The organism is Aureimonas jatrophae (assembly GCF_900104035.1).
Classification (GTDB): Bacteria; Pseudomonadota; Alphaproteobacteria; order Rhizobiales; family Rhizobiaceae; genus Aureimonas; species Aureimonas jatrophae.
The window spans coordinates 190,369-209,666 of record NZ_FNIT01000005.1; the positions used below are offsets into that span (position 1 = coordinate 190,369).

Genomic DNA, 19,298 nt, shown 5'->3' on the forward strand with positions numbered 1-19,298 from the left:
CACTCAGGCGAAGCGCGAGCGGATCTCGCTCGCGACGCGCATCGGCGTTTCGAGACTCGGCAGGTGACCGCAAGCCTCGAGTTCCACAAAGCGGGCGTCGTGCATCCGCTCCGCCATCGCCTGCCCCTCGGCAGGCGCGGAGAACTGGTCCTCCGCGCCCCAGATCAGCAGCGCAGGGACGTCGATCGAGGCCAGATCCGCCAATCGGTCCGGGCGCGTCGCCAGGGCTTCGTTCTGGGCCAGCAGGCGCTCGATCGGGGCACACACCGCCATGCGCCGGAACGTGTCGGCCGCCTCCTGCCCCCGCCCCTCTTCCTCGAACACGATGCGCCGGGCCATGTCCTCGTTCATCGCGGCCGCCGCGCCGGCCTCGAGCCGGGCGCGGCGCTCGTCGAACACGGTGCGGTCGGCCGGCGCCCGCGCGCCCGCCCCCATGATGACGAGCCCGCGCAGGTTGGCGGGTCGGGTGAGCGCCACCTCGCGCGCGACATGACCGCCGAAGGATGTGCCGCCGACGACGAACGGCCGCCCTTTGCTGTGAGCCAGGACCTGCGCCGCGCAGGCCTTGAGATCGGGCTCCTCGCCAATCACGCTCTCGCACTCGAAGTCCGGGCGCAGCAGCGGCACGAGCGACTCGAAGAGGTCGCCGTCGCAGGCGAAGGCGGGAACGAGCAGAAGAAGCATGAGCGGGGTCCCGGAACTCTGAAACGTCTTGCGGTCATCTAGGTCAGGCGGGCCGAACGACGATTTGCCGTGCGGGACGCGAGCCGCTATGGCGACCCGACGACCCTCCCACTGAAAGCATTCCCCATGCAGAAGCGACCGCTCGGTCGGACCGGCCTCCAGGTCGGCCGCATCAGCCTCGGCACCATGACCTTCGGCGAGCAGAACACGGAGGCCGAGGCGCATCGGCAGCTCGACCGGGCCGTCGAGCGAGGCGTCGACCTTCTGGATACCGCCGAGCTCTACCCGATCCCGCCCAAGGCCAAGACGCAAGGCGCAACCGAGCGCTTCATCGGCTCGTGGCTGCGCGAGAGCGGCAAGCGCGACAAGGTCCTCGTCGCGACCAAGGTCGTCGGCCGCTCCGACTCGCGCTGGTTCCGCGACGACGGCTCCAAGCCCCGCCTCGACCGCCGCAACATCGAGGAGGCCGCCGACAAGTCTCTCGCGCGGCTCGGCATCGAGACGATCGACCTGTATCAGGTCCATTGGCCCGACCGTCCGACCAGCGGCTTCGGCGCGGTGCCGACGCGCTGGAAGTCGCCCGCCCCCGATGCCGACGAGGTGCCGATCGAGGAAACGATGGAGGCGCTGGCCGCTCTGGTGACGAGCGGCAAGGTGCGTTACGTCGGCCTGTCGAACGAGAGCGGCTGGGGCACGATGCGGTATCTGGCGGCGAGCGAGCGCGGCCTCGGCCCGCGCGTCCATTCGATCCAGAACGCCTACAACCTTCTCAACCGCACGTTCGAGACGGCCCTGGCCGAGATTGCGCTGCGCGAGGATGTCGGGCTGCTCGCCTACTCGCCGCTCGCTCAGGGATTCCTGACCGGCAAGTACGCGAACGGCGCGCTGCCGGAGGGTTCGCGCAAGGCGCTCTTCGACCGCCAGCAGCGCTACGAGCGCCCCGGCGCGGCCGAGGCGGTGGATGCCTATGTCCGGCTGGCCGCAGAGTTCGGCCTCCATCCCGCGACGTTTGCGAACGCCTTCGTCATCAACCAGCCGTTCGTGACCGCCACGATCCTCGGGGCGACCTCGGTGGAGCAGCTCGACCGAAGCCTCGATGCCGAGGATGTGCTCTGGACCGACGAGATGCAGGCAGCGGTGGATACGATCCACCAGCGCGTCGGCAACCCGGCGCCCTGATCGCATGCCGGTCCGCGCCGCCTTCAGCTACCGCAACGGCCGGCGGCAGCGGCCGGTCTCGCTGGACGAACCCGTCCCGGCGGACGCCGACTTCGCCTGGATCTCGATCGTCGATCCCGACGAGACGGATCTGGCGCTTCTCGCCCGGCGCTGCGCGCTTCATCCGCAGATCGTGCGGGACGCGGGCGACGAGCATGTGCGCCCGAAGTTGACGCTGCGGGGCGACGAGATCGTGGTCAACGCGCGCACCGTGACGCGCAAGGACGATGCGATCCGCTACGGCACGCTCGCCCTGTTCGTCGGGCGGGACCACCTCATCAGCGTGCGGATCGGCGACTTCGCCGATCCGCAGAGCGTGCGCGACCAGTTGGAAGAGGCGCCCGAGCTTCTGGCGCAGGGGATCGACTACGTTCTCTATGCCGTCCTGGACTACGTGGTGAGCGGTTATCTCGCCGTGGTCGAGGCGGTCGAGGAGGATCTGTTCGAGCTGGAGCGGCGGGCGCTCGACACGTTCCTGCGCCGCCCGGAGATCAACCGCCTGTTCGCGCTGCGCCGCGACCTCGCCCGCTTCAACCGCATCCTCGGCCCGACCGAGGAGATGCTCGGTCGGCTGGAGTATATCGAGCACGACGGCATCGACCCCGAGGTCCGACCCTACTTTCGCGACGTGCACGATCAGGTACGGCGCGTCGCGGCCCGAACGCAGAACGCACGCGAGAGCATCGGGTCGATCCTCGAAGCCTCCAGCCTTCTGGAACAGCATCGTCAGGGCGAGATCACGCGCAAGCTCGCCGCCTGGGCCGCGATCCTGGCCGTGCCGACCGCGGTCGCCGGCATCTACGGGATGAACTTCGACGTCATGCCGGAGCTTCACTGGCGCTACGGCTACTTCGCCGTGCTCGGCCTGATCGCCTCGATCTCGGGCTTCCTGTACTGGCGCTTCCGCCGCAACGGCTGGCTCTAAACGGAAAAAGGGGCGGACCTTGCGGTCCACCCCTTCTTTGGTTTTCAGCTTTTCGGCTTCGGCGATCAGGCCGCCTCGCCCTCGGCCTTCTTGATCTCCTGGCCGGTGGCCTGGTCGACCACCTTCATCGACAGGCGCACCTTGCCGCGCTCGTCGAAGCCCATGAGCTTGACCCAGACCTTCTGGCCTTCCTTGACGACGTCCTGCGTCTTCTGAACGCGGTCGGCGGCCAGCTGCGAGATGTGCACGAGGCCGTCGCGCGAGCCGAAGAAGTTCACGAAGGCGCCGAACTCGACGCACTTCACCACGGTGCCCTCGTAGATCTCGCCGACTTCCGGCTCGGCCACGATGGAGTGGATCCACTTCTTGGCAGCCTCGATCTCCTTGCCCGACGAGGAGGCGATCTTCACCGTGCCGTCGTCCTCGATGTTGATCTTGGCGCCGGTCTTCTCGACGATCTCGCGGATCACCTTGCCGCCCGAGCCGATCACGTCACGGATCTTGTCGGTCGGGATCTGCATGACCTCGATGCGCGGGGCGAACTCGCCGAGCTCCGAGCGGGCCTCGCCGAGCGCCTTGTTCATCTCGCCGAGGATGTGGATGCGGCCGCCCTTGGCCTGGTCGAGGGCGATGCGCATGATCTCCTCGGTGATGCCCTGGATCTTGATGTCCATCTGCAGCGAGGTGATGCCGTTCTCGGTGCCCGCGACCTTGAAGTCCATATCGCCGAGGTGATCCTCGTCGCCCAGGATGTCGGAGAGAACCGCGAAGCGCTCACCCTCGAGGATGAGGCCCATGGCGATGCCCGCCACCGGACGCTGCAGCGGAACGCCCGCGTCCATCAGGGCCAGCGAGGTGCCGCACACGGTCGCCATCGAGGACGAGCCGTTCGACTCGGTGATCTCCGACACGACGCGCAGCGTGTAGGGGAACTGCTCCTTCTTGGGGAGCATAGGGCGGATCGCGCGCCAGGCGAGCTTGCCGTGGCCGATCTCGCGACGGCCGGGCGAACCCATGCGGCCGGTCTCGCCGACCGAGTAGGGCGGGAAGTTGTAGTGAAGGAGGAAGGTCTCCTTGTAGGTGCCGGTCAGCGAGTCGACGTACTGCTCGTCCTCGCCGGTGCCGAGCGTGGCCACCACCAGCGCCTGCGTCTCGCCACGCGTGAAGAGCGCCGAGCCGTGGGTGCGGGGTAGGATGCCGGCCTCCGACACGATCGGGCGGACCGTCGAGAGGTCGCGGCCGTCGATGCGCGAGGACGTGTCGAGGATGTTCCAGCGCACGATCTTGGCCTGGAGCTCCTTGAACACGGAGCCGACCTCTTCCTTGGTGAAGCGCGCCTCGCCCTCGGCAGGCAGGAAGTGCGCGTTGACCTTGGCCTTGACCGCGTCGACCGCGGCGTAGCGCGCCTGCTTGTCGGTGTTCTTGTAGGCCTCGCGCAGCTCGCCCTCGGCCATGCCGAGCATCTCGGTCTCGAGCGCGGAGTGGTCGGGCGCGTTGTGCTCGCGCGGCTCCTTGGCGGCGACCTCGGCGAGCTGGATGATCGCGTCGATCACGGGCTGGAAGCCCTTGTGGCCGAACATCACGGCGCCGAGCATGGTCTGCTCGTCGAGCTCGTGCGCCTCGGATTCCACCATCAGGACGGCGTCCTGCGTGCCGGCGACGACCAGGTCGAGCTTCGACTCGGCCATCTCGTCGACATGCGGGTTCAGGCGGTACTCGCCGCCGATGTAGCCGACGCGCGCGCCGCCGATCGGGCCCATGAACGGTACGCCCGACAGCGTCAGGGCCGCCGAGGTCGCGACCATGGCGAGGACGTCGGGGTTGTTCTCGAGGTCATGCTGGAGAACCGTGACGACGACCTGCGTGTCGTTCTTGTAGCCTTCCGCGAAGAGAGGGCGAATCGGACGGTCGATGAGGCGCGAGACCAGCGTCTCGTTCTCGCTCGGGCGTCCCTCGCGCTTGAAGTAGCCGCCCGGGATCTTGCCGGCCGCGAAGGCCTTTTCCTGGTAGTTGACGGTCAGCGGGAAGAAGTCGAAGCCGGGCTTGGGCGCCTTGGCCGAGACTACGGTCGCCAGAACCGCGGTCTCGCCGTAGGTGGCGAGCACGGCGCCGTCGGCCTGGCGGGCGATCTTGCCGGTCTCGAGGGTCAGCGTGCGGCCGGCCCACTCGACCTCGACCTTATGGGTCTTGAACATGTGTCTGCCTTTGGTTGACGATGCCGGACGGCATCGCCGGTTGCAGGTATTGAAACGCGCACGGGCAAGACGGCGGGAGGCTTCGAGCGGGTGGAGCGACGGCTCCAAGCCGGGAAGCGTCCGGCAATCCTGCCCCATGAGCGCTCGGCTCATTCGACCGGGACCCCCGGCGTATCTCGCGGGACGGGTCTGAGCGGTCGGGGCGGCCCCAGCGCGATGATCGACGCTGTGGTCCGATGCGATGCGGCGCGCCAACCCGGGGGCCGGCGCGCCGCGAACGTTCTTAGCGGCGAAGACCCAGGCGGGTGATCAGCTGCGTGTAGCGCTCTTCCTCGCGATCCTTGAGATAGTCGAGGAGGCGACGACGCTGAGACACCATCTTCAGAAGACCACGACGGGAGTGGTTGTCCTTCTTGTGGTCCTTGAAGTGCTCGGTCAGGTTGCTGATGCGCTCCGACAGAAGCGCAACCTGCACCTCGGGCGAACCGGTGTCGCCTTCCTTGGTCGCGTATTCCTTCAGAAGCTCGGCCTTGCGCTCGGGCGTGATCGACATCGGGTTTCCCCTTTCATGGTGGTGAGGATGAATGAGACGCCCGGGCCGGGATGTCGGCCAGCCGGGGCCGTGAACGCGAAGGGCCCGGCTGCAATCTAGCCGGCCCCGCGCCGCCCATATAACGATCTTGCTCGCCGAGCGCCAGCCTCGGGCGCGTTTTGCCGCTAGAGCGAGCGCAGGAACGCGCCGATCCGGTCCATCAGGGCATTCCCGGCGGGTACGCGTCCGTTCATCTGCAGCACGGCATGGATCATGCCGGGCAGGCGTTCATGCGTGAGCCGCACGCCCGCAGCTTCCAGACGCTCGGCCATCGCCTCGCCCTCGTCGCGCAAGGGGTCGGCCTCGCAGGTTAGGAGAAAGACCGGCGGCAGCTCGTGAAGGTCCTCGGCGAGCAGCGGCGAGGCGTCCGCCGAGCGACGGTCGGCTTCGTTCGGAATGGCGTTGGAGGCTTCGAACTCCAGCGAGTCGCGCGTCATGATGCGCCCCTCGTTCTCCTGCAGCGAGGCGTGCGTCTTGTCGGGGCGCATGTCGGTGTTGGGATAAATCGCGAGAACAGCCGCAAGGCGCACCCGCCCCAGTCGCCGCCCGACATGAAGGGCGTAGAGACCACCGACCGAGTCGCCGCCGATCGCCGGCGTCGCCGGATCGCAGTCCACGAGATCGGGATGATCGAGAAGGAATCGGGCGGCACGCTCGCATTCGCGATGCTGCGTCGGGAAGGTTGCCTCGGGCGCCAGCCGGTAGCCGATCGAGGCGACGAGGCGCCCGGTGCGCCGAGCAAGTTCGCCGAGCACCGGCTCGTGCGTGTCGAGCGAGCCCGCGATCGTGCCCCCGCCGTGGAACCAGACGAGAAGTTGCGGTCGCTCGCCGTGGATACCCTGCGGCCGGTAGAGACGGACGGGGATGTCGGGTCCATCCGCTTGCGGGACAGCCAACTCGCGCCGAGTGACGCCGTTCGGAAAGGTCGCAGAGAAGCGTTTCAGCCCCGCCGCGTCGTCGCGCGCCTTCTTGAGCTTTCCCTCGCGCGTCTCGGGCTGAGGCTGGAGACGGCCGCTCGCCTCGATCTCGTCGAGCACGGCCTGCGCGGCGATGTCGAGGGTCATCTCGTCGGGATGGGGCATGGAGTGCGTCTCGCTTTTTCCGGCCGATCCGTGGCCGGCTTCGCAACGCGCTCGCCCCCCTGCGCGATCCCGTATGCGGCTCAGCCCCGGCCGCCGAAGACGCGCTTGGGATGGAACGATCCCTGCTCGATCGAACCGATCGCGACGAGCCGGCCGTGGCCGGTGGCATAGGCCTCCTCGCAGAAGGCCGGCGCGTCGCGCCCGCGCAGGAGAACCGGGTTGCCCGAGAGGACGCGGCCGGCCTGGTCCTCGGACAGCGGCACCTCGTAGAGATCCGACAGGGCCGCCTCGGTGCCGAGCAGCAGACGGTCCAGAGCCTCGAAGCGCACGACGCGGGCCCGTGCGCCGCTGGCCTGCTGCTCTTCGCTCAGCTCCTCCAGCCCCTCGTCGGCTGCGTCCATCAGCTCGTCCAGCGTGACGAGGTCGTCCTCGGTGAAGCCGCCCACCTGCACGCGGCGCAGGTCCACGACGTGTCCGAAGCAGCCGAGGTCGCGACCGAGGTCGCGCGCGATCGAGCGGACATAGGTGCCCTTGCCGCACTCGGCCTCGAAGACGGTCGTCGCCGCATCCGGCTCGGCCACGATATCGAGGCGATGGATCGTGACCGGACGGGCCGCGATCTCGACGGTCTCGCCGGCCCGCGCGAGATCATAAGCCCGCTCACCCTCGATCTTGATCGCGGAGAACTGCGGCGGCACCTGGCTGATCTCGCCGCGATAGCGCGTCAGAAGCGCCTCCAGCGCCTCGCGCGTCGGGCGAAGGTCCGAGGCGTTCGTCACCGGGCCTTCCGTGTCGTCGGTCGTCGTTTCGGCGCCCCAGCGAACCGTGAAGCGATAGGTCTTGGTGCCGTCCATGACGAAGGGCACGGTCTTGGTGGCGTCGCCCAGCGCGATCGGCAGCATTCCGCTCGCCAGCGGGTCGAGCGTCCCAGCATGGCCCGCCTTCTGGGCGAAGAAGAGCCACTTCATCTTGGCGACCGCGTCGGTGGAGCCCATGCCCACCGGCTTGTCGAGGATCACCCATCCCGAAACGGGGCGCCCCTTCGGCGTCTTGCCGCGTCGTGCCATCAGTCCTGTCCGTCCTTGTCGTCCTCGGGCGCGTCCACGCCCGTGTCGCGCCGCACCTCGGGCGAGCGCAGGAGCGCGTCGATGCGCGCGTAGTTGTCGAAGCTGTCGTCCTCGCGGAAGCGCACCTCGGGCATGTACTTCATGCCGCGCAGCGCCGGCGTCAGGCGCCCGCGCAGGAACTTCGCGTGGTTGTTGAGCGCCTTGATGAAGGGCGCGGTGTCGCTCTGGCCAAGCACGGTCACGTAGGCGGTCGCAAGCTTGAGATCGGGGCTCATGCGCACCTCGGTCACGGTCACCACCGAGCGCTCCAGAAGCGGGTCGAGGATCTCGCCGCGCCCCAGGACCTGCGTCAGGGCGTGGCGCACGATCTCGCCCACGGAGAGCTGGCGCTGCGAGGGTCCCTTGGGATTGCCGGAGTGTCGAGCCATGGTGGCGGGTCCTTGACGATCGCGCGGCCGTTCGGCCGCATCGGGTCAATGCGAAAGGCAGGCCGGCGTTTCCGCCAGCCGCCCTCGAAAAAGGGCGAGCCCGGCGTCGCCGCCGGGCTCGGTCGATCAGGAAAGGAAGCGTCCGGCCGCGCCGGACGCCGATGCTCGTTAGAGCGAGCGCGCCACGTGCTCCACGCGGAAGCACTCGATGACGTCGCCCTGGCGGATGTCCTCGTAGTTCTGGAAGGCCATGCCGCACTCCTGGCCGCCCGGAACCTCGGCGACTTCGTCCTTGAAGCGCTTGAGGGTCTTGAGCGTCCCCTCGTGGATGACGACGCCCTCGCGGATGAGGCGCACGCCCGCACCGCGCTCGACCTTGCCCTCCGTGACGCGGCAACCCGCGACCTTGCCGGTCTTGGTGATGTGGAAGACCTCGAGGATCTCCGCATTGCCGAGGAAGGTCTCGCGACGCTCCGGCGACAAGAGGCCCGACATCGCCTGCTTCACGTCATCCACGAGGTCGTAGATGATGTTGTAGTAGCGGATTTCGATGCCCTCGCGCTCCGCCAGCTGGCGGGCCTGAGCGTTGGCGCGCACGTTGAAGCCGATGATCGCGGCGGTGGACGTCGCAGCGAGTTGCACGTCCGACTCGGTGATCGCGCCGGCGCCCGAATGGACGATCCGCGCCTGGACCTCGTCGGTGCCGAGCTTCTCCAGCGCGGTTCCGATCGCCTCGACCGAACCCTGCACGTCGCCCTTGATGACGAGCGGGAAGGTCTTGAGACCGCTCGACTGAAGCTGGCTCATCATCTGCTCGAGCGAGCCGCGCTGGCCGGCGGACTTGGCCACCGCCTTCTCGCGGGCAAGCCGCTGGCGGTACTCGGCGATCTCGCGCGCCTGCGCCTCGTCCTTCACCACCGCGAAGCGGTCGCCCGCTCCCGGCGTGCCCTGCATGCCGAGGATCTCGACGGGCGTCGACGGCCCGGCAGTCTTGAGCTGCTTGCCCTTGTCGTCGATCAGCGCGCGCACGCGGCCCCACTGGTCGCCGGCGACGACGATGTCGCCGGTCTTCAGCGTACCCGCCTGGACCAGCGCGGTCGCGACCGCGCCGCGGCCCCGGTCGAGCTGGGCCTCGATGACGACGCCCTCGGCGGTGCGGTCGGGATCGGCCTTCAGATCGAGGATTTCGGCCTGGAGGATGATCGCCTCGAGCAGCTTGTCGAGGTTGGTGCCGTTCTTGGCCGAGACCTCGACGTCGAGCACCTCACCGCCCATCGATTCCACGAACACCTCGTGCTGGAGGAGGTTCGTGCGGACCTTGTTGGGGTCGGCACCAGGCTTGTCGATCTTGTTGATCGCCACGATGATCGGAACGCCCGCCGCCTTGGCATGGCTGATCGACTCGATCGTCTGCGGCATCACCGAGTCGTCGGCCGCCACCACCAGGATCGCGATGTCGGTCGCCTGCGCGCCGCGGGCACGCATCGCCGTGAAGGCCGCGTGGCCCGGCGTGTCGATGAACGAGATCTTATGACCGTCCTGTTCGACCTGATACGCGCCGATGTGCTGCGTGATGCCGCCCGCCTCGCCCGACACGACGTTGGTCTTGCGGATGGCGTCGAGAAGCGAGGTCTTGCCGTGGTCGACGTGGCCCATGATGGTCACGACCGGAGGACGCGACACCATCTTCTCGGGGTTGCTGGCGATGTCGAAGATGCCGGTCTCGACGTCCGACTCCGCGACGCGGCGGACCGTGTGACCGAACTCCGAGGCGATCAGCTCCGCGAGGTCCGCGTCGATCACGTCGCCGGGCTTCATCATCTGACCCTGCGCCATCAGGTACTTGATGACGTCGACGGCCCGCTCCGACATGCGGTTGGCGAGTTCCTGGATCGTGATGGTCTCGGGGATGATCACTTCGCGGGCAATCTTTTCGCGCTGCTGGTTCTGCTGGGAACGCTTGAACTTCTCCTGACGCCGACGCATCGACGACAGAGAGCGGCCGCGCGCATCCTCGTCCGACAGGGCGCGTCCGACATCGACGCGACCGCCGGCACCGCGACGGTCGTCACCGGTGCGGGCCCGAGTCGGCTTGGCGGCGTCGGCCGCCGGGCCGCGAGCGGGGCCACGACCGGGACCGGCGCGACGCCGATCGTCGTCGTCGTCGGCCCGCGTCTTCTTGGTGAGGTCGGTGCGGCCGGCCGGACGCAGGCCCAGGCCGTCGTCCACCGGCGGCGGGCCCGGGATGACGTTGGCGCCGGCTCCGGCACCCGAGCGGGCGACCGGCTTGTTGGCGGCGCGGCGGGCGGCATCCTCCTCGGCCTTGCGGCGGGCGGCGGCCTCGAGTTCGAGACGCGCGGCCTCCTCGGCCTGACGACGCTCGCTCTCCTCGCGCTCGGCGCGGCGACGCTCGTCCTCGGCGACGCGGCGCGCCTCCTCGATCTGGAACAGGCGACGGTCCTCGGCCTCGCGCTGCTGCGCGAGAATCAGGGCGCGGCGACGCGCGTCCATCTCCTTCGAGGACAGATCCGACAGAACCGCACCGCGCGGCTGACGAGCGCCCGGCGCACCACTCTGGGGCGCACCGGGGCGACCGGCACCAGCGGGCGGCTGGCTGGGACGGCCGGGTTGACCGGGACGAGCCTGCTGACCTGCAGGAGCGCCGGGACGCTGGTTGTAGCCGCCCTGTGACGAACCGGGGCGGCCGCCCGCCTGGCCGGGACGGTTGCCGTAACCGGACGGACCGGTTGCGGGACGCGTGGGCGCAGCGCCGGGACGAGCGGCGGCAGGCGCCGCCGGACGGGCCGGTGGCGTCGTCGGCGTCGCGGTCGCGGCAGGGGTCGCGGCGGCGACCGGCGGCTTGGGGGTGGCTTCGCTCAAGGGCGGCTTTGAACTCTCGGTTACGGAAGGGGTCGCGTCGGCGGTCACCGCCGGTGCGGGCGTCGCGGCGACGGGAGCGGTCGCCTCCGGAGCCGCCGGAGCCTTAGCCTCGACGGGTGCCGGTGCCACAGGCTCGGGCGCGGCGGCCACGGGCTCGGCGACGGCCGGCGCCTCCGCAGCCGGTGCCGGTGTCGGTGCCGCCTCAACCGGCGCCTTGGCCTCGGGTGCGGGCGCTGGGGCGGCAGGCGTCGCCTCGGCCCGGGCCGGAATGCGATCGGCCGGAGGCGGGGCCTGCGGGTTCTCGGCGGCGCGCTGGAGAGCAGCCTGCTGGGCGGGCGTCAAAGCGGGTCGAGGTGCGGCGGCGGCAGCGACGGGCGCGGCGGCCGGGGTCGGCGCAGGCTCCTTCGCGCCCTCGCCGGGCATCGAGAACTTGCGCTTCTTGGTCTCGACGACGACGTTCTTCGTGCGTCCGTGCGAGAAGTTCTGGCGAACCGTGGACTGCGTCTGCGCACCGCCGGGCTTGAGACTCAAGGTCTTCTTCGGGGTCACGCTCAGCGTCTTGTCGTCGCCGGATTTCGTATCGCTCATTACCGCTTCCGCTTCGCTCGCGCGAGGGAACTGCTGTCCCTGTTTCGCGCCACTATCTGTGTCTAGAGCATTTCGCAACGCTCTCGTTTCAACCGCAGTCTCATGGGGCCGCCTCGTGAAGGTCCCGTTGGTCATTCGCGTCGTTCGAGCCGTGGCTTTCGCCCCGGTAGGTCTGCAGCGCCTCAAGGCGCTTGAGCAGGGCCGAACCCGCGCTTCCGGTCAGGATGGCCGCGTGTACCACATTCCCGTCGCCCATGGCCAAGCCCAATTCGTTCGTCCCCAGAAGGCGATAGGTCGGAACCACGCCGCCCTGCCCTGTTACCGTCGCGGCATGCCGGGCCTGACCCAGCTTTCGGATCCCGTCCTCGGCCGCCTCGCGTGCATGCACGAGGCCGATCGCCCCGCCGGCCCGCAGCGCGGCCTCGACCTTGGCCGAGCCCGTCACCACCTGCCCCGCCTTTCGCGCCATGGCGAGCGCACCGACCGCCGAGCGCACCAGGAGAGCGTCCAACTCGTCGGCCAGACGCTCCGTTCCCGACAGATCGGAGCGAAGCGCACGCTGCAGGAGCCGGCGGCGCACCGCCTCCTCCACGACGCTGCGCCGCCCCTCGATGTGGGCGCCCCGTCCGGGAAGCTTGCGCTTCAGGTCGGGTACGGCCTGCCGCTCGGGGCCCAGCACGAAGCGTATCAATGCCTCGGGCTCCATCGAATGCCGCGACACGATGCACATGCGACCGTTCACCGCCGCCTCATCGAGTCCGTCGTCGTCCGGTGCCGCGCTCAGGCTGCGGCCTCGCCGTCGTCCGCGGCATCCTCGTCGCCGGCGACCGCATCCGGCTCGACCCAACCGGCCGCAACGCGCGCCTGCATGATCATCGCCTCGGCGTCCTGCCGGCTGACCTCGAAGGTCGACAAGGCGCCCGGGAAGCGCTTGGTCTCGCCGTCCTTGCGCTCGGTCCAGCCCACCAGATCGTCGGCCGCGCAGCCCGCGAAGTCCTCGACGGTCTTGATGCCGTCCTCGCCGAGCGCGACCAGCATGGGCGTCGTGAGGCCCTCGATCGTGCGCAGTTCGTCCGCGACGCCGAGCTCGCGACGCTTGTCGTCGAACTCCTTCTCGCGCCGGTCGAGATACTCGCGAGCCCGGTTCTGGATCTCGCCCGCCGTGTCCTCGTCGAAGCCCTCAATCGCGGCGACGTCGGAGGCCTCGACATAGGCGACCTCCTCGACGCTGGCGAAACCTTCGGAGGCCAGGAGCTGGCCGACCATCTCGTCGACGTTGAGCGCGTTCATGAACAGCTCGGAGCGCTCGTTGAACTCCTTCTGGCGGCGCTGCGACTCCTCCTCCTCGGTGAGGATGTCGATGTCCCAGCCCGTCAGCTGCGAGGCGAGGCGCACGTTCTGGCCGCGCCGACCGATCGCAAGGGATAGCTGGTCATCCGGCACCACGACTTCAATGCGCTCGGCATCCTCGTCGAGCACGACCTTGGCGACCTCCGCCGGCTGCAGCGCGTTCACGAGGAAGGATGCGGCATCGGGCGACCAGGGAATGATGTCGATCTTCTCGCCCTGAAGCTCGCCGACCACCGCCTGCACGCGCGAGCCGCGCATGCCGACGCAGGCGCCGACCGGATCCACCGACGAGTCGCGGCTGACCACCGCGATCTTGGCGCGCGAACCCGGATCGCGGGCGACCGCCTTGATCTCGATGATGCCGTCGTAGATTTCCGGCACCTCCATGGTGAAGAGCTTCGCCATGAACTGGGGATGGGTGCGCGACAGGAAGATCTGGGGCCCGCGCTGCTCGCGGCGCACGTCGTAGACGAAGGCGCGCACGCGGTCGCCGTAGCGGAACAGCTCGCGCGGGATCTGCTCGTCGCGACGGATGATGCCCTCGCCCTTGCCGAGATCCACGATCACGTTGCCGTACTCGACGCGCTTCACCGTGCCGTTGACGATCTCGTTCACCCGGCCGATGAACTCCTCGTACTGCTTGTCGCGCTCGGCCTCGCGCACCTTCTGGACGATGACCTGCTTGGCCGACTGCGCGGCGATGCGGCCGAACTCCATGGGCGGGAGCTGCTCGGCGATGAAGTCGCCCGGCTCGGCATCGGGGTTCTTGTCGCGCGCCAGCTCGAGGTAGATCTGCGTGTTGGGATCCTCGACGTCCTCCACGACCTCGAGAAGGCGCTGCAGGCGCATCTCGCCGGTCTTCTGGTTGATGTCGACGCGGATGTTGGTTTCCTGGCCGTAGCGCGAGCGCGCCGCCTTCTGGATGGCGTCGGCCATCGCCTCGATCACGATCTCGCGGTCGATCGACTTCTCGCGCGCCACCGCATCCGCGATCTGCAGAAGCTCCAGCCGGTTCGCACTGACTGCCATGGGTTCGGTCTCCTCGCCGCCGCCGGCTGCGCCGGTCGGCTCGTTCAGATGGGTGCGCCCCAGGGGCCGCGTCGGTAGGGGCGGACCAGGCGGTCCGCCCAGTTCGCTCAGTGCGACGCGTCGGCGTCCTCGCCCGCATCGTCCTCGACCACCTGGCCGCGTGCGCGGCGCGCCAGCTTGTCGGCCTTCAGAGATGCCTGGATCAGCTCGTCGGTCAGGATCAGCCGCGCCTCGGCGACGGCGTCGAGCGGGATCTCGGCCACGGCCTCCTCGTCGCCTGCAACGCCGTCGCGCGCCAAATGAATCGTATCGCCCTCGACCGCGGTGACACGGCCACGGAAGCGCTTGCGACCCGACAGGAGCCGGTTGGTCTCCAGTTTCAGGAGGTGGCCGGCCCAGCTCTGGAAGTCGCCGCGCCGCACGAGCGGGCGGTCGATGCCGGGTGACGATATCTCGAGGTGGTAGGCGCGATCCATCGGATCGTCGACGTCCAGCACCGGCGACAGCCCGCGCGAGATGGTCTCGCAATCCTCGACGGTCATCGTACCGTCGGGCCGTTCCGCCATGATCTGCAACGTGGTGCCGTTCATCGCCGAAACACGCACCCGCACGAGCCGGTAGCCGAGTTGCTCGATCACCGGTTCGACGACGGCGGCAACGCGGGCCTCGAGCCCCTGCTCGACGATCAGACGCTTTTCGGGCTCGGTCTGGGCTTGAACGGCTACGGCGGCGGTTTCGGTCACGGCGTCTCCCGGCAGGATGGGAACCCGGCACTTGGCGGCGCGGGCTCGGGCCGATGCGACCGCGGGGCTCGAAACGGAAGGCCCCTTAAAGAAAAAGAGCGGGACCGGCAGGACCCACTCTCACGATCACATCGCAAAGAAGTTGTGCGGGATATACGCCCGCACGGCCCGCTTGGCAAGGCGGGCCGCCGTTCGTCAAAGGCGGCGAAAGGTGAGGTAGGCGCCCTTGCGACCTTCGCGGTGCGCCTTCTGCTCGTAGCGCGTCCCCGGCCAACCGTCGTAGGGCGTCAACCAGTCGGCCTTGCCGGTCGCCTCCCAGCGAAAGTCCGGGTGGTCGCGCAGGTGAATCAGCGTCCAGTCGACATAGGTCTCGATGTCGGAGGCGAAGCGGAACGCTGCGCCCGGCTTCATGACGCGCGCAAGCCGCGCCAGCGTCCGGCCGTTCACGAAGCGCCGCTTCCAGTGCTTCCGCTTCGGCCAGGGGTCGGGATAGAAGAGATCCACCCCATCCAGGCAGGCTTCGGGCAACCAGTCGAGAAGAAGCGTCGCATCGTCGTCGAAGAGGCGGAGGTTCTTGCGAGGCTCCCCTTCCAGGGCGACCAGCATCTTGGCCATCGAGTTGCGGAACGGCTCGACGCCGATGAACCCGGTGTCCGGATGTCGGCCCGCCTCGAGATGCAGATGCTCGCCGCCGCCAAATCCGATCTCAAGGCGCACCCGCTCGACCGGCGCCGCAAACAGCGAGCGCAGGTCGGCGGGCGGCGGTGCGGCGAGGTCGAGTCCCAACGCAGGCATGCGCTCCAGCAGGAGATCCGCCTGGAGCGGGCGCAGCGTCTTGCCGCGCGAGCGACCGAAGAAATTCTCGCGGGTCCGCTTGCGCTCGGGATGCTGCGTGCGTTCAGGCGCCAAGGGCGGCCTTCAGCTTGGCGCCCAGATCGGTGCGCTCCCAGGAGAACGAACCGTCGCGGCCGGGCTTGCGGCCGAAGTGACCGTAGGCCGACGTGCGCGCGTAGATCGGGCGCGTCAGTTGCAGGTGCTCGCGAATGCCGCGCGGCGTGAGGTTCACGACCTCGCGCAGCGCCCGCTCCAGCTTCGCCTCCTCGACCGTACCCGTGCCGTGAAGGTCGACATAGACCGACAAGGGTTCGGCAACGCCGATCGCGTAGGACAGCTGGATCGTGCAGCGGTCCGCCAGCTTGGCGGCCACGACGTTCTTGGCGAGGTAGCGCGCGGCATACGCGGCCGAGCGGTCGACCTTGGTCGGATCCTTGCCCGAGAACGCGCCGCCGCCGTGAGGCGCCGCGCCGCCATAGGTGTCGACGATGATCTTGCGGCCCGTCAGCCCGGCGTCGCCGTCCGGGCCGCCGATCACGAACTTGCCGGTCGGATTGACGTGCCATACGCAGTCGGCCGCGATCGGAAGATCGCCGACCGCCTCGTGCACGAAGGGCTCGACGATGCGGCGCACATCGGCCGACGACAGCGACTCGTCGAAATGCTGGGTCGAGAGGACGATCGACGCGATCTCGGCCGGCTTTCCGTCGCGATAGCGGACGGTGACCTGGCTCTTGGCGTCGGGTCCGAGTTTTCCGGCCTCGCCCTCGCCGTTGCGGCGGGCCGCCGATAGCCGCTCCAGGATCTTGTGCGCGTAGAAGATCGGGGCCGGCATGAGCTCGGGCGTCTCGCGGCAGGCATAGCCAAACATGATGCCCTGATCGCCGGCACCCTCGTCCTTGTTGCCACTGGAATCGACACCCTGCGCGATGTCGGCGGACTGATCGTGCAGCAGGACGTCGATCTTGGCCGTGCGCCAGTGGAAGCCGTCCTGCTCGTAGCCGATCGCCCGCACGGCGCGCCGCGCGGCGGACTTGACCTTGGACTTCATCTTGGCGGGATCGATCGAGCAGCGGATCTCGCCCGCGATCACGATGCGGTTGGTGGTCGCCAGCGTCTCGCAGGCGACGCGCACGCGCGACGCGTCCATGCCGCTTTTCTTGGCTTCCTTGTAGAGCAGATCCACGATCTCGTCGGAGATGCGATCGCAGACCTTGTCGGGATGTCCCTCGGAAACGCTCTCGGAGGTGAAGAGGTAGTCGCTGCGTGACATTGTGGTGGTAGGGTCCCCTGGAGGCCGGACGAAGTGACGGCGCGGGCACGCCCTGAGCGCGGATGCGCTCCAAGGAGACGTCTCGAAACCTGCGGTACATGGGGTTAGGAGAGGTTCGGGCCCTGCGCAAGAAAAAATTCAAGGCGCCGCTTCACGCTCACGCCGTCGTTTCGTCGTCGTGGTCGGCATCGGCCAACGACCGCACGAGATCAAGAAGGCGCCGCCGAATCTTGGGATTGCGGATCCGCGAGAAGGCACGCGTGATCTGCATGCTCTCGCCGGTGGACAGCATGTCCACGATGTAGTCCGCGCTCGGCTCGCGCAGGCCGTCCGCCTTCTCGTCGTCGCCCGGAGCGCCTTCGAAAAAGTAGGAGACCGGCGTGTTCAGGACCTCCGCGATCTTCTGAAGCCGGCTCGCCCCGATCCGATTGGTGCCCTTCTCGTACTTCTGGATCTGCTGGAACGTGATGCCGAGGTGCTCGCCCAGCTTCTCCTGGCTCATGCCCATCATGGTCCGGCGCAGGCGCACCCTGGCACCGACATGGATATCGATCGGGTTGGGCTTCTTCTTGTTGACGACCATCGACCCCTTCGCTGCCCCCTCGCAGGTTGAAGCCACCCGCATCGCAGACCAAACCCGACGAATCATGCCCTTCGGGATGTCGTATAGCGTACATTTTATAGACAAGTTGGGTAGGCAAGCGCAGGGGACGCGTCAACCGTCAACCTCGCTTGGGTTCAGCCAGGGCACTGGAAGGAACAGCGTTCGCAGGCCGAAACACCGCGGCGGTCGTCCGCCTACGGTCGAAGAGCCCCGCTGCGGCGGCCCCGTCACGCCGTGTCGCGCGACCGTCGCCGGGCGGCCGCGAGCGATGCCAGCGCCGCAACGCCCCAAAGGACCGCGAAGGGGACGTTGCCGAAGCGTGCGAACGGCGTCTCGTCGCCGGCCCCGGGCAGTGCGGCATCCACGGTGCCGCCTTCGCCCAAAGCGAGCCCGGCCTGCGGGCGACCCTGCGCATCAGTGACGACCGAGATGCCGGTATTGGCCGCGCGCACGAGCGGTAGGCCGAGCGCGACCGCCGTCAGCATGGCTTGGCGCTGGTGCTGATAGGGACCGGGCGTACGGCCGTACCACGCGTCGTTCGTGACGTTCAGGATGAAGCCCGGCCGCTCGCCGTCGGGCAAGGGAACGAGTTCGTCCTGAAAGATCGCCTCGTAGCAGATCACCGGCAGGAAGCCCGGCGAGCCGTCGACGTCGATCACGCGCCGCCGCGCCCCTGCGGAGAAGCCGCCCGGCAGCTTGGCGACCTGCGAGAAACCCCAGCTCTCCAGCAACGCCTGATACGGAAGGTACTCGCCGAACGGCACGAGGTGGATCTTGTCGGCGGCATCCTCCACCACGCCGTCCTCACCGATCGCATAGATCGCGTTGTAGAAGCGCGGCAGCTCGCCCTCCGCTTCCTCGACCCGCGTCGCGCCGGCCAGCAGCGTGTCGCCCGGACGCAGCGTCTGCGCGAGCGCGCCCACGGCATCGGGTCGGTCCGTCAGAATGAAGGGAAAGGCGGATTCGGGCCAGATCACGAGACGGCGCGGCGCGGCGGGCGCATCCGCCGGTGCCGCCGCATCCGTGAGTTCGAGAAGACGCGAGAAGATGCGCTCGGCCTCGGCCGGGTCCCACTTCTGCCCCTGCAGGACATTGGGCTGCACGATGCGCAGCGCGACGCCGTCCACCGGCGGCAATGGTGGCGCGGCCAGTCGCCACGCACCATAGCCGACCTGCGCGGCGACCAGCACGAGGCCCAGCACCACGACCGTCCCGCGCCCACGCCGCCTGCCGACCACAAGGGCGGGGAGAGAGAACACGAAGATCGCCAGAAGCGTCATCGCGTGGAGCCCCACCAGGGCCAAGACCTGCATCAGGAGCGGCACCGGCACCGCCATGACGCCGATTTCATTCCAGGGAAAGCCGGTGAAGAGAGTGCCGCGCGCGACTTCCGCCGCCGACAGGCCGGCCGCGAGCGCCAGGAGACGCCAGGGTCCGCCGCTCCAGGCAAGACGCGCCAAAAGGCAGCCGAGGCCGTGATAGATCGCGAGCACCGCTGGAAGGCCCACCACTGCGAGCGGCAGCGCCCAGGCGAACTCCGGCCCGTCGACCAACAGCGCCGAACCGAGCCACCAGAGACCGCCGACGAAATAGCCGAAGCCGAAGCACCAGCCGATGCGAAAGGCCGGAAACGCGCGGCGGAGCGCGGACCGACCCGGTTCGCCGCTCGCGCCGTCGATCAGCCAGACCAGGACCGGAAAGCTCAGAAAGCCGACAGCGGGGATGTTGAAGGGCGCCAGAGCCAGGGTCGCGACCGCGCCCGCCAGCATCGCGAGCAAGGCCCGGCGCCATCCCGACAGGAGCATG

16 protein-coding genes and 1 pseudogene are annotated in these 19,298 nt (G+C 68.7%); 2 read left to right on the forward strand and 15 right to left on the reverse strand.

What is annotated here, in order from left to right; genetic code table 11:
- Nucleotides 1-3: 3 nt before the first annotated feature.
- Nucleotides 4-684, reverse strand: a complete 681-nt coding sequence (locus BLQ76_RS12715; protein ID WP_170842580.1) for an alpha/beta fold hydrolase — start codon at nt 682-684, stop codon at nt 4-6.
- A 126-nt stretch (nt 685-810) separates the two neighbouring features.
- Between BLQ76_RS12715 and BLQ76_RS12720 the strand changes: the two genes are divergently transcribed.
- Together BLQ76_RS12720 and BLQ76_RS12725 are read left to right on the forward strand one after the other, a co-directional pair.
- Nucleotides 811-1,863: an aldo/keto reductase gene (locus BLQ76_RS12720; RefSeq protein WP_090673764.1), complete on the forward strand. Its 1,053-nt coding sequence runs from the start codon at nt 811-813 to the stop codon at nt 1,861-1,863.
- A gap of 4 nt (nt 1,864-1,867) precedes the next feature.
- A complete protein-coding gene (locus BLQ76_RS12725; protein ID WP_090673767.1) occupies nt 1,868-2,827 on the forward strand; it encodes a magnesium and cobalt transport protein CorA in 960 nt (319 codons plus the stop codon).
- 65 nt (nt 2,828-2,892) lie between these two features.
- Here BLQ76_RS12725 and pnp read toward each other — a convergent pair whose 3' ends face one another.
- The 14 genes and pseudogenes from pnp to lnt all read right to left on the reverse strand — a co-directional run bounded on the left by pnp (nt 2,893) and on the right by lnt (nt 19,297).
- Nucleotides 2,893-5,022: a polyribonucleotide nucleotidyltransferase gene (gene pnp, locus BLQ76_RS12730; protein ID WP_090673769.1), complete on the reverse strand. Its 2,130-nt coding sequence runs from the start codon at nt 5,020-5,022 to the stop codon at nt 2,893-2,895.
- Nucleotides 5,023-5,305: 283 nt separating this feature from the next.
- Nucleotides 5,306-5,695 carry a 30S ribosomal protein S15 gene (gene rpsO / locus BLQ76_RS12735; RefSeq protein WP_280140069.1) on the reverse strand — a complete coding sequence of 130 codons (390 nt, stop codon included), beginning with the start codon at nt 5,693-5,695 and terminating at the stop codon, nt 5,306-5,308.
- Nucleotides 5,696-5,739: 44 nt separating this feature from the next.
- Nucleotides 5,740-6,696 (reverse strand): alpha/beta hydrolase, encoded by a 957-nt coding sequence (locus tag BLQ76_RS12740; protein ID WP_090673772.1) that lies wholly within the window; start codon nt 6,694-6,696, stop codon nt 5,740-5,742.
- 80 nt (nt 6,697-6,776) lie between these two features.
- Nucleotides 6,777-7,763 (reverse strand): tRNA pseudouridine(55) synthase TruB, encoded by a 987-nt coding sequence (gene truB / locus BLQ76_RS12745; RefSeq protein ID WP_090673774.1) that lies wholly within the window; start codon nt 7,761-7,763, stop codon nt 6,777-6,779.
- Nucleotides 7,763-8,191: a 30S ribosome-binding factor RbfA gene (gene rbfA / locus BLQ76_RS12750; RefSeq protein WP_090673776.1), complete on the reverse strand. Its 429-nt coding sequence runs from the start codon at nt 8,189-8,191 to the stop codon at nt 7,763-7,765. The genes truB and rbfA overlap by 1 nt, the downstream gene beginning before the upstream one ends.
- A gap of 168 nt (nt 8,192-8,359) precedes the next feature.
- Nucleotides 8,360-10,702, reverse strand: a complete 2,343-nt coding sequence (gene infB, locus BLQ76_RS12755) for a translation initiation factor IF-2 (protein ID WP_425285165.1) — start codon at nt 10,700-10,702, stop codon at nt 8,360-8,362.
- A 483-nt stretch (nt 10,703-11,185) separates the two neighbouring features.
- A pseudogene (locus BLQ76_RS22815) lies at nt 11,186-11,659 on the reverse strand (translation initiation factor IF-2 associated domain-containing protein); the annotation flags it as partial.
- 100 nt (nt 11,660-11,759) lie between these two features.
- Entirely contained in the window at nt 11,760-12,506 is a 747-nt protein-coding gene (locus BLQ76_RS12760) for an RNA-binding protein (RefSeq protein ID WP_425285162.1), read from the reverse strand.
- Complete coding sequence (nusA, locus tag BLQ76_RS12765; protein WP_090673784.1) at nt 12,440-14,038, reverse strand: transcription termination factor NusA; 1,599 nt, start codon at nt 14,036-14,038, stop codon at nt 12,440-12,442. Before nusA ends, BLQ76_RS12760 begins: the two co-directional genes overlap by 67 nt.
- 107 nt (nt 14,039-14,145) lie before the next feature.
- On the reverse strand, nt 14,146-14,781 hold the full coding sequence (gene rimP, locus BLQ76_RS12770) for a ribosome maturation factor RimP (protein WP_090673785.1): 636 nt from the start codon (nt 14,779-14,781) through the stop codon (nt 14,146-14,148).
- Nucleotides 14,782-14,976: 195 nt separating this feature from the next.
- Nucleotides 14,977-15,690: a tRNA (guanine(46)-N(7))-methyltransferase TrmB gene (gene trmB, locus BLQ76_RS12775; protein WP_090673787.1), complete on the reverse strand. Its 714-nt coding sequence runs from the start codon at nt 15,688-15,690 to the stop codon at nt 14,977-14,979.
- Complete coding sequence (gene metK, locus BLQ76_RS12780) at nt 15,680-16,888, reverse strand: methionine adenosyltransferase (protein WP_090673789.1); 1,209 nt, start codon at nt 16,886-16,888, stop codon at nt 15,680-15,682. Before metK ends, trmB begins: the two co-directional genes overlap by 11 nt.
- Before the next feature lie 157 nt (nt 16,889-17,045).
- Entirely contained in the window at nt 17,046-17,471 is a 426-nt protein-coding gene (locus BLQ76_RS12785) for a helix-turn-helix domain-containing protein (protein WP_090673791.1), read from the reverse strand.
- Between the two features lie 248 nt (nt 17,472-17,719).
- The gene (gene lnt / locus BLQ76_RS12790) at nt 17,720-19,297 is read right to left on the reverse strand and encodes an apolipoprotein N-acyltransferase (protein WP_090674127.1); all 1,578 of its coding nucleotides are present in this window, start codon (nt 19,295-19,297) and stop codon (nt 17,720-17,722) included.
- Between the last annotated feature and the right edge of the window lies 1 nt (nt 19,298).

Excerpts from the sequence above, each read along its gene's own strand:
- BLQ76_RS12785 (WP_090673791.1), bottom strand. The coding sequence starts at position 17,471 with ATGGTCGTCAACAAGAAGAAGCCCAACCCGATCGATATCCATGTCGGT.
- lnt (WP_090674127.1), bottom strand. The coding sequence starts at position 19,297 with ATGCTCCTGTCGGGATGGCGCCGGGCCTTGCTCGCGATGCTGGCGGGC.
- metK (WP_090673789.1), bottom strand. The coding sequence starts at position 16,888 with ATGTCACGCAGCGACTACCTCTTCACCTCCGAGAGCGTTTCCGAGGGA.
- infB (WP_425285165.1), bottom strand. The coding sequence starts at position 10,702 with ATGGACGCGCGTCGCCGCGCCCTGATTCTCGCGCAGCAGCGCGAGGCC.
- truB (WP_090673774.1), bottom strand. The coding sequence starts at position 7,763 with ATGGCACGACGCGGCAAGACGCCGAAGGGGCGCCCCGTTTCGGGATGG.
- rbfA (WP_090673776.1), bottom strand. The coding sequence starts at position 8,191 with ATGGCTCGACACTCCGGCAATCCCAAGGGACCCTCGCAGCGCCAGCTC.
- BLQ76_RS12725 (WP_090673767.1), top strand. The coding sequence starts at position 1,868 with ATGCCGGTCCGCGCCGCCTTCAGCTACCGCAACGGCCGGCGGCAGCGG.
- pnp (WP_090673769.1), bottom strand. The coding sequence starts at position 5,022 with ATGTTCAAGACCCATAAGGTCGAGGTCGAGTGGGCCGGCCGCACGCTG.
- BLQ76_RS12715 (WP_170842580.1), bottom strand. The coding sequence starts at position 684 with ATGCTTCTTCTGCTCGTTCCCGCCTTCGCCTGCGACGGCGACCTCTTC.
- nusA (WP_090673784.1), bottom strand. The coding sequence starts at position 14,038 with ATGGCAGTCAGTGCGAACCGGCTGGAGCTTCTGCAGATCGCGGATGCG.
- BLQ76_RS12720 (WP_090673764.1), top strand. The coding sequence starts at position 811 with ATGCAGAAGCGACCGCTCGGTCGGACCGGCCTCCAGGTCGGCCGCATC.
- BLQ76_RS12740 (WP_090673772.1), bottom strand. The coding sequence starts at position 6,696 with ATGCCCCATCCCGACGAGATGACCCTCGACATCGCCGCGCAGGCCGTG.